This is a genomic window from Phytoactinopolyspora endophytica (genome assembly GCF_004138495.1).
GTDB lineage: Bacteria > Actinomycetota > Actinomycetes > Jiangellales > Jiangellaceae > Phytoactinopolyspora > Phytoactinopolyspora endophytica.
In genome coordinates this window covers 35,293-36,422 of record NZ_ML142875.1, presented here as the reverse complement: position 1 = coordinate 36,422, position 1,130 = coordinate 35,293, and the positions used below count along the sequence as shown (strand labels likewise).

Below are 1,130 nucleotides of genomic sequence, written 5' to 3'. Positions count from 1 at the left end.
CGTCGGCGCCGTCGCGTTGCCGGTGTTCGTGCTGGCCGCCACCGTCGGACGGCTGTCGGCACAGCTACGCGACCGCCGGCTGGCCAACCTGCGGCTTCTCGGGCTGTCCGCCGCCCAGACCCGGACGGTGGCGGCAGCCGAGGCCGGGCTGGTCGCCGCGGCGGGCACAGCACTCGGGGTCGTGCTGTCCTTCGCGCTCCGGCCGCTGCTCGCCTCGGTCAGCGTGGCCGGCGAGGCGTGGACCATGTCCGACCTCAGCCCACCACTACTGGCGTGGGCGGTCGTCGTCGTGGGCATGCCGGCGGTCACGACCGCTATCGCGGTGCTACCGCAACAGCTCGACATGCGGCACGCCCTCGAACGGGCCCGCAAAGCGGATGCACGGCGGCCGTCTGCGTGGCGCGCGGCGCCCTTGGCCGTCGGCATCGCCCTGTGCCTGCTGGCCCGGCGCGCCAACGACGACTTCATGGTGAGCAGCACCGAGGTTGCCATCGTGTTCGCCGGGCTCGGGCTGGTCGGGATCGGCATCGTGATGATCGTCCCTGTCTTCGTCCGCCTGCTTGCCGATCTGCTGTCGCGCGTCGCCACCGGGCCGACGGCCACGCTGACCGCGCGCCGGCTGCAGGCACAGCCCGCCGGCACAACGCGGGTCATCGCGGCTCTCATGGTCGGGCTGTTCCTGGTGGTCGGTGCCCGCTCGGTGATCGTCGCATTCGAGGAGACCCCGCAGTACGTCGGAGCCGCCGACCACATCGAGAACGGCCAGCGGGCCAGCGTCGCCGTGCCCACCGACCAGCTCGACGACACCAGGCAGCAGATCGACGCCATCCCGGGCGTATATGACACGTTCGCCTTTCCGGTCCTCACGGGAACCGTCGAGCTGCCGACGGGAACCACCGGTCACGAGACACTTTCGATCACCGCCCTGGTCGCCTCCTGCGACCAGCTCCGCCAGTTCGCGCCCGCCATCACCAGTTGCAGCGACGACGAGGCCTCCGCCCTGGTGCCGCAATGGGTCCACGACGACGTCTCCCCCGACACTGCGACCCTGCGCGCGGTGAACGCCGAGGAACAGACCGGCGACCCGATCGAGGTCGGCAACCCGATCGAGGTCGCGATCTCCGACCGCC

At 71.4% G+C, this 1,130-nt stretch carries 1 protein-coding gene; it reads left to right on the top strand.

The annotated features are described in order from the left end of the window. Window positions 1–1,130 (top strand): FtsX-like permease family protein (locus ELR45_RS31990; protein ID WP_205857684.1); only part of this gene is annotated, 1,130 nt, incomplete at both ends.